Origin of the sequence: Streptomyces venezuelae (assembly GCF_008642335.1) — a bacterium.
In the GTDB taxonomy this organism is placed as follows: Bacteria; Actinomycetota; Actinomycetes; order Streptomycetales; family Streptomycetaceae; genus Streptomyces; species Streptomyces venezuelae_F.
Window position 1 is genome coordinate 7,550,859 of record NZ_CP029191.1, and the last position, 7,626, is coordinate 7,558,484.

Genomic DNA, 7,626 nt, shown 5'->3' on the forward strand with positions numbered 1-7,626 from the left:
CGGGAGAGGCCATGCACCCTCTGTACGCACTGGAGCTGGACGGCTCGGAGCCGATGTCGGCCACCGCCGTCAAGGCGGTCTCCGCGCTCTGCGACCGGGCCGAGGACGCGGAAGGCGCAGGCGGCGACAGCCCCGTGGTGACCGTCCACGTCACCGGCGCGCCGGACGACGGTTGGGCCGGGAGCCTCGACGTCATGCTGGTCACCAAGTGGGAGCGTGCGCTGCGGCGCCTGGAGCGGTTGCCCGTGGCCACGGTCGCCGTGGCGCACGGCGACTGCGGCGGCACCGCGCTCGAAGCGTTCCTCGCCGCCGACGTCCGCGTCGCGGCCCCGGACACCCGGCTGCTGCTCCCGCGCGACGCGACGGCGACCTGGCCCGGGATGGCCGGCTACCGCCTGGTGCGGCTGGCCGGGGTCGCCCGGATCCGCGGCGCGCTCCTTTTCGGGCGTCCGGTCGGGGCCGCCGAGGCACTCGCCCTCGGCGTCGTGGACGAGCTGACCGACGACCCCGCCGGGGCGGTGGCGGCCGTGGCCACACTCGTCGGCGACCTGTCGGGCAAGGAGATCGCGATCCGGCGGCAGCTCATGTTCGACGCGGCGACCACCGGCTTCGAGGACGCGCTCGGCGCGCACCTCGCCGCCTGCGACCGGGCGCTGCGGCAGGGCACGACGCCGGAGGCGGAGGCGCGGGCCTTATGACCGACTCCGTACAGGACCGCTGGTCCGGTCTCGTCACCTCGTCCGGAACAGTGGCCCGCGTCGACGACCTGGTGGCCGCCCTGCCGGAACCGCCCGCGCGTACCTCCGGGCAACGCGCACAGGTCGCGGCGGCGCAGGACGCGGCCCGCGCCCTGCGGTCCGCCTTCCTCGACGCGCACGCGGACGCCGTGTATGCCCTGCTGACCGCGGACCGCGCCGAGTCCCCGCGTATCGACGCGCTCCTCGCCGCGGCGGCCGCGGCGTTCCCGGGCCTCGTGCCCGACGAGAAGCGGCTCGACGCCGAGCGGAGCAAGCCGCAGGCCGCCAAGGAGGGGCACGAGATCGACCAGGGCATCTTCCTGCGGGCCGTGCTCCGCTCCCCGTACGCGGGACCGCACCTTCTCGACGCCATGCTCCGCCCGACACCCCGCGCCCTGGCGCTCCTGGACGAGTTCACGCGTACCGGCGTCGCCGAGATGGAGTCGGTGCGCGTCGAGCGGGGCGCGGACGGCGTGGCACGGCTGACGATGTGCAGGGACGACTGCCTCAACGCCGAGGACGTACGGCAGGTCGACGACATGGAGACCGCCGTCGACCTCGCCCTGCTCGACCCGGCCGTCCGGGTCGGCCTGGTGCGCGGCGGCGTGATGCGCCACCCCCGCTACCACGGCAGGCGCGTGTTCAGCGCCGGCATCAACCTCAAGAGCCTCAGCTCCGGGGACATTCCGCTCGTCGGCTTCCTGCTGCGCCGCGAACTCGGCTACCTCCACAAACTCGTCCGCGGTATCCGGATCGACCACCCGGGGCAGTGGCAGTCGCCGTTCGTGGAGAAGCCGTGGGTCGCCGCCGTCGACGGATTCGCCATCGGCGGCGGCACCCAGATCCTGCTGGTCTGCGACCACGTCCTCGCCGCATCCGACGCCTTTCTGAGCCTCCCCGCGGCGAAGGAGGGCATCATCCCCGGCGTCGCCAACTTCCGGCTCGGCCGGTACGCGGGGCCACGGCTGTCCCGGCAGGTCATCCTCGAAGGCCGCCGCATCAGGGCGGCCGAGCCCGACGCGCGGCTCCTCGTCGACGAGGTCGTGGAACCCGAGGACATGGACGCCGCCGTCGAGGCGAGCCTGGCGCGGCTCGACGGCGACGCGGTCCTCGCCAACCGGCGGATGCTGAACCTCGCCGACGAGCCGCCCGACGCGTTCCGCGCGTACCTGGCGGAGTTCGCACTCCAACAGGCCCTGCGCATCTACGGACAGGACGTCATCGACAAGGTCGGCCGGTTCGCCGCGGCCTCGCCGAGCGCCCGGTGAGGGGACACCACGATGCCGATCGCCCGGATCAACGGGACCCGCCTCGGCTACGACGAGTACGGCACCGGTGAGCCGGTGGTCATGGTCACCGGCACCGGCGCGCCCGGCCGCATGTGGCGGACGCACCAGGTGCCGGCCCTCACCGTCGCCGGCTACCGGGTGATCACCCTCGACAACCGGGGCATCCCGCCGAGCGATCCGTGCCCCGAGGGGTTCACGCTCGCCGACATGGTGGCGGACGTGGCGGGGCTCATCGAGCACCTGGGAGAAGGGGCGTGCAGGGTCGTCGGCTATTCGCTCGGCGCGATCGCGGTCCAGGAACTCCTGCTCGCCCGGCCCGACCTCGTCCACCAGGCGGTCCTGATGGCGACGAGCGGCCGCACGGACGCCCTGACCGCCGCGATGACCGCCGCCGACATCGAACTCAGCGACGCGGGCGGCAAACTCCCGCCCCGCTTCGCCGCCTACGTACAGGCCCTGCAGAACCTGTCCCCACGCACGCTCAACGACGAGGAGCGGCTGCGCGACTGGCTGGCCGTCTTCGAGATGTCCGCCGTGGACGTGACGGGCGTACGCGGGCAGCTCGGCCTGCAACTCGTCCCCGACCGGCTGGGCGCGTACCGGAACATCACCAGCCGCTGTCTGGTCATCGGGTTCCAGGACGACCTCGTCGTCCGCCCGCACCTCTCCCGCGAGGTCGCGCGGGCCATTCCCGGCAGCGTCTACACGGAGATTCCGGGCTGCGGCCACTACGGATATCTGGAGCGGCCCGCCGAAGTGAATTCCGCGATCACCGGATTCTTCGCCGGCCGGTGCCCGCGCATTTCACGGTGAACGGCACGCGTTCTGGACGGCCTTGTCGGTCCCGAACCGCCCGGCTAGCGTGAAACACGTCCTGCCGACGGAAATTGATCGGAGTGGTTATGCCGAACCCGTTCGACGACGAAAACGGCACCTTCCTGGTTCTCGTCAACGACGAGAACCAGCATTCGCTCTGGCCCGCCTTCGCCGAAGTCCCGGCCGGCTGGCGGACCGTGTTCGGGGAAGACACGCGGAAGGCCTGCCTGGACTACATCGAGGAGAACTGGACGGACATGCGTCCGCAGAGTCTCATCGACGAGATGGAGAAGTTCGAAGCCGCCGGCTAGGCGCTCCCCGACCGAAACGACAACGAAAACAGGAGGTTTTCGTGGCCATGATCGGCGGCCCGGGGCCGGTACTGATGCGGGGGATGGGTCCCGACGAGGCGGTGACCAAGCAGAAAATCAAGCGTGGCACGGCCAAGCGAATCCTCCCCTATACGAAACCGTATCGCTTCAACATAGGCGTTCTCCTGGTCGTCACCGTGCTCAACGCGTGCAACGTGGTGGCCACTCCCATTCTCTTCAAGTACCTCATCGACGACGGCATCGTCGCCAGGGACACCTCGGTGGTCGTGTGGATCTCCGTCGCGGTCGCCGTCCTCGCCCTGTTCAGCACCGTGTTCGGCTTCGCGGAGGCCTGGTACTCGGGCCGCGTCAGCGAAGGGCTCATCTACGACCTGCGCACCAAGATCTTCGACCATGTGCAGCGCCAGCCGCTGGCGTTCTTCACCCGCGCCCAGACCGGATCCCTCGTCAGCCGCCTCAACACCGACGTCGTCGGCGCCCAACAGGCGGTCACGGCGCTGCTGTCCACGGTGGTCTCCGCCGGGCTGACCCTGATCCTCGTCCTCGGCGCGATGTTCTACCTCTCCTGGGTGGTCACCGTCGTCTCCCTCGTGGTGATCCCGCTCTTCATCCTGCCGGGCCGGGTCGTCGGCCGCAGGCTGCAGCGGATCATGCGTGAGCACATGCAGGTCAACGCCGAGGTCGGCTCGTTCATGAACGAGCGGTTCAACGTCACCGGCGCCCTCCTCGCCAAGCTCTACGGCCGCCCCGCCAGTGAGACGGGCATGTTCTCGAAGCTGGCCCGCAAGGGACGCGACCTGGGGGTCCTGACCTCCGTCTACGGCAAGATGCTCTTCCTGACGATGACGCTCGTCGGCGCCATCGCCACCGCCCTCGTGTACGGCATCGGTGGCGCCCTCGTCATCGAGGGCACGTTCCAGATCGGCACGCTGGTGGCCCTCGCGACGCTGCTCACCCGGCTGATGGGCCCGATCAACCAGCTGTCCAGCGCCCAGACGAGCGTCCTCACGGCCCTCGTCAGCTTCGACCGGCTCTTCGAGATCCTCGACCTGAAGCCGCTCATCTCCGAGAAGGAGAACGCGATCCCGCTGCCGGCCGCCTCGGCCACGGCGGCCGCCGACGGCAGCCGCACGGCACCGGAGGTCACGTTCGAGAACGTCTCGTTCCGCTACCCGAAGGCCGCGGACGTCTCGCTCGCCTCCCTGGAGTCCATCGCCCTGCCCGCGCAGGAACGCACCCAGAACACGTGGACGCTCCGCGACCTGACCTTCACCGTCCCCGCGGGCAAACTCACCGCCCTGGTCGGCCCGTCGGGCGCGGGCAAGACCACCATCACCCACCTGGTGCCACGCCTCTACGACCCCGTCGAGGGCGTCATCCGGATCGGCGGCCACGACATCCGCGACGTCACCCTGAAGTCGCTGAACGACACCGTCGGCATGGTCACGCAGGACGCACACCTCTTCCACGCGACGATCCGCGACAACCTCACCTACGCACGGCCCGACGCGACCGAGCAGGAACTGATCGACGCGTGCAAGGCGGCACAGATCTGGGACCTGATCTCCTCGCTGCCCGACGGCTTCGACACCGTCGTCGGCGACCGCGGCTACCGCTTCTCCGGCGGCGAGAAGCAGCGCGTCGCGATGGCACGGCTGCTGCTCAAGGCGCCGCCCATCGTCGTGCTCGACGAGGCCACCGCGCACCTCGACTCGGAGTCCGAGGCGGCACTCCAGCGCGCCCTGCAGTCCGCGCTGAAGGGTCGCACCTCCCTGGTGATCGCCCACCGGCTCTCCACCATCAGGGACGCCGACCAGATCCTGGTCGTCGACAAGGGCCGGGTCCAGGAGCGCGGCACGCACGAGGAGCTCATGCGACTGGAAGGCCTGTACGCGGAGTTGTACCGCACGCAGTTCTCCCGCCAGCCCTCGGACAACGGCGACGCCCCCGTGCCCGAGCCGGTCGGCGGCCCGCACGGCCCGGGACCGGTGCTCACCGGCGGGCCCGGCGGACCGATGCCGGGCGGCCCGAACGGCGCCTTCCCCGGCGGACCGGGCGTGTTCCTCGCGGGACCCGGTGGTCCGGGCGGACCCGGTGGACCCGGCGGACCAGGTGGTCCGGGTGGACCAGGCGGTGGCCAGGGAGGTCCACGCCGCCACCACGGCCCAGGCCCCGGCGGCCCGCCGCCGCCCGGCCACGGATGAGACCAACCCTCCCCTCCCGCGGCATCCGCGGCGCGGCACCCCGCGCCGCGGATGCCGTTCCGCCGTACCGGTCCGGTGCGGACGCCCCGCCGGTAGGCTGAGTGTGGGCGAGCCGGGGCGGTGGGCTGTGACCAGTGTGTGACCCCCGCTCGGAGATCCTGGTCAGCCATGATCCATCGGGGGGTGGGGCTGTGCGGGTGCTGGTGGCCGAGGACCAGACCGAACTGGCGGACTCCGTGGCCAGAGTGCTGCGCAGGGAAGGCATGGCCGTCGACGTCGTCTACGACGGAGAGGACGCGCTGGAACGGGCTTCCGTCGTCGACTACGACGTGGTGGTGCTCGACCGCGACCTCCCCACCGTGCACGGCGACGAGGTGTGCGGAGCCCTGATGGCGGAACCGGCGCGCACGCGCGTCCTCATGCTCACCGCGTCCGGCACGATCGCGGACCGCGTCGAAGGGCTCAGCCTCGGCGCCGACGACTACCTCCCCAAGCCCTTCGCGTACGCCGAACTCGTCGCCCGCATCCGGGCGGTGGCCCGCCGCGCCCAGCCGGCCGTCCCGCCGATCCTCGTCCACGGCGACCTGCGGCTCGACCCCGCCCAGCGCATCGCGACCCGCGCCGGCGACCGACTGGCCCTCACGCCCAAGGAGTTCGGGGTCCTCGAATACCTGCTGGCCGCCCGCGGCCGCGTCGTATCGGCCGAGGAGCTCCTGGAGCGGGTGTGGGACGAGGCGACCGACCCGTTCACGACGACGGTCAAGGCGACCATCAACAGGCTGCGGCCGAAGCTCGGTTCCCCGCCGGTGATCGAAACCGTGCCCCGCGGCGGATACCGGATCTGACGATGTGAGCGAGACGAGATGACGAAGCGTCTGCGAAGCGCGGCCCGGTCGGCCCGGTCACGTACAGCCCGGTCACGTCCGGCCAGGTCACGTCCAGCCAGGTCGCACGGCACCCCGACCCGAGCCGTACCGCCCCGCGCAGGGCTCGTCTCGCGGCTCGTGCCCCGGCGGGTCCGCATGCGGCTCACCCTCCTGTACGGCCTGCTCTTCGTCATCTCCGGCGCCGTCCTCCTCACGATCACCTACCTGCTGGTCAACCGCCCCACCAGCACGGTCCTCGTCAGCCGCCGCGGAGGCTCCGGATCACCCGGCGACGCGGGCGTCCACATGTACACGCGCGACGAGGTCCCCGGCGCGGTCGACAGCTTCGCCCACGCGCAGCAACAGCAGGCGGTGCGCCAGCACGCCGCCGAGATGCAGCACCTGCTGACCCAGTCCGGCATCGCACTGGCGATCATGTCGGTGATCGCGATCGGCCTCGGCTGGGTCGTCGCCGGCCGGGTGCTGCGCCCCCTGCGCACCATCACCAGCACCGTCCAGCGCATCTCCGCGCACAACGTCCACGAACGCCTCGCCGTCGAAGGGCCCGGCGACGAACTGAAGGACCTGGCCGACACCGTCGACGGCCTCCTCGGCCGCCTCGAAGCGGCCCTGGACTCCCACAAACGGTTCGTCGCCAATGCGGCACACGAACTGCGCACCCCCCTGACCGTGGAACACGCGCTCCTGGAGGAGTCCCTCATCGACCGTGAGGCCACGGTGGATTCGTTCCGGTCGAACTTCGAGCGCCTCCTCACCCTCAGCGAACAGCAGGCCCGCCTCCTGGAGTCGCTCCTCACCCTCTCCGGCAGCGAGCGCGGCCTGGACCGCAGGGAGCCGCTCGACCTGGCCGAGCTGACCGGCAGCGTGCTGGTCGGCGCACGCAAGGAGGCCGACCACAGGAACCTGCGGGTCGAGGCGCACCTCCACCCCGCGAGCCTCTGGGGTGACGACGCCCTCGTCGAACGCCTCGTCGCCAACCTCGTGGACAACGCCATGGGGTACAACGTGCCCGACGGCTGGGTGACGGTCGTGACGGGCGTACGGGGCGGCTGCGCGTTCGTCCGCGTCTCCAACACCGGCCCCCGCATCCCGCCCACCGGCGTGAGCCGCCTCTTCGAGCCCTTCCAGCGCATCGGCAGGAAAGCCGACAACGGACACCACGGGCTCGGCCTGTCGATCGTGCGCTCCATCGCCGCCGCACACGACGCGACCCTCAACGCGCACGCGCGCCCGCAGGGCGGCCTCGTCGTGGAGGTGGGCTTCCCCCTGCGGACGACGGCACCGGCCACCGAGTCGTACGACGCCGGCTCCCGCTCTTTGAGCCCCGCCCCGGAATAGGAAACCCCGAATATCGGGGGCGC

7 protein-coding genes are annotated in these 7,626 nt (G+C 71.3%); all 7 read left to right on the forward strand.

Translation table 11 applies throughout. The annotated features are described in order from the left end of the window. Window positions 1-11 precede the first annotated feature (11 nt). The 7 genes from dpgB to DEJ49_RS33780 all read left to right on the forward strand — a co-directional run bounded on the left by dpgB (window position 12) and on the right by DEJ49_RS33780 (window position 7,603). The gene (dpgB, locus tag DEJ49_RS33750) at window positions 12-698 is read left to right on the forward strand and encodes an enoyl-CoA-hydratase DpgB (RefSeq protein WP_150187628.1); all 687 of its coding nucleotides are present in this window, start codon (window positions 12-14) and stop codon (window positions 696-698) included. Continuing rightward, entirely contained in the window at window positions 695-2,005 is a 1,311-nt protein-coding gene (gene dpgC, locus DEJ49_RS33755; RefSeq protein ID WP_150187629.1) for a (3,5-dihydroxyphenyl)acetyl-CoA 1,2-dioxygenase DpgC, read from the forward strand. Before dpgB ends, dpgC begins: the two co-directional genes overlap by 4 nt. A gap of 12 nt (window positions 2,006-2,017) precedes the next feature. Beyond that, window positions 2,018-2,839, forward strand: coding sequence for an alpha/beta fold hydrolase (locus DEJ49_RS33760; protein ID WP_150187630.1), 822 nt, complete (start codon window positions 2,018-2,020; stop codon window positions 2,837-2,839). Between the two features lie 89 nt (window positions 2,840-2,928). Continuing rightward, entirely contained in the window at window positions 2,929-3,153 is a 225-nt protein-coding gene (locus DEJ49_RS33765; protein WP_150187631.1) for an MbtH family protein, read from the forward strand. Between the two features lie 47 nt (window positions 3,154-3,200). Then, entirely contained in the window at window positions 3,201-5,378 is a 2,178-nt protein-coding gene (locus DEJ49_RS33770; protein WP_150188654.1) for an ABC transporter ATP-binding protein, read from the forward strand. 191 nt (window positions 5,379-5,569) lie between these two features. Next, window positions 5,570-6,223: a response regulator transcription factor gene (locus DEJ49_RS33775; protein ID WP_150187632.1), complete on the forward strand. Its 654-nt coding sequence runs from the start codon at window positions 5,570-5,572 to the stop codon at window positions 6,221-6,223. A gap of 177 nt (window positions 6,224-6,400) precedes the next feature. Next, the gene (locus tag DEJ49_RS33780; RefSeq protein ID WP_223833097.1) at window positions 6,401-7,603 is read left to right on the forward strand and encodes a sensor histidine kinase; all 1,203 of its coding nucleotides are present in this window, start codon (window positions 6,401-6,403) and stop codon (window positions 7,601-7,603) included. The last annotated feature ends 23 nt before the right edge of the window (window positions 7,604-7,626 follow it).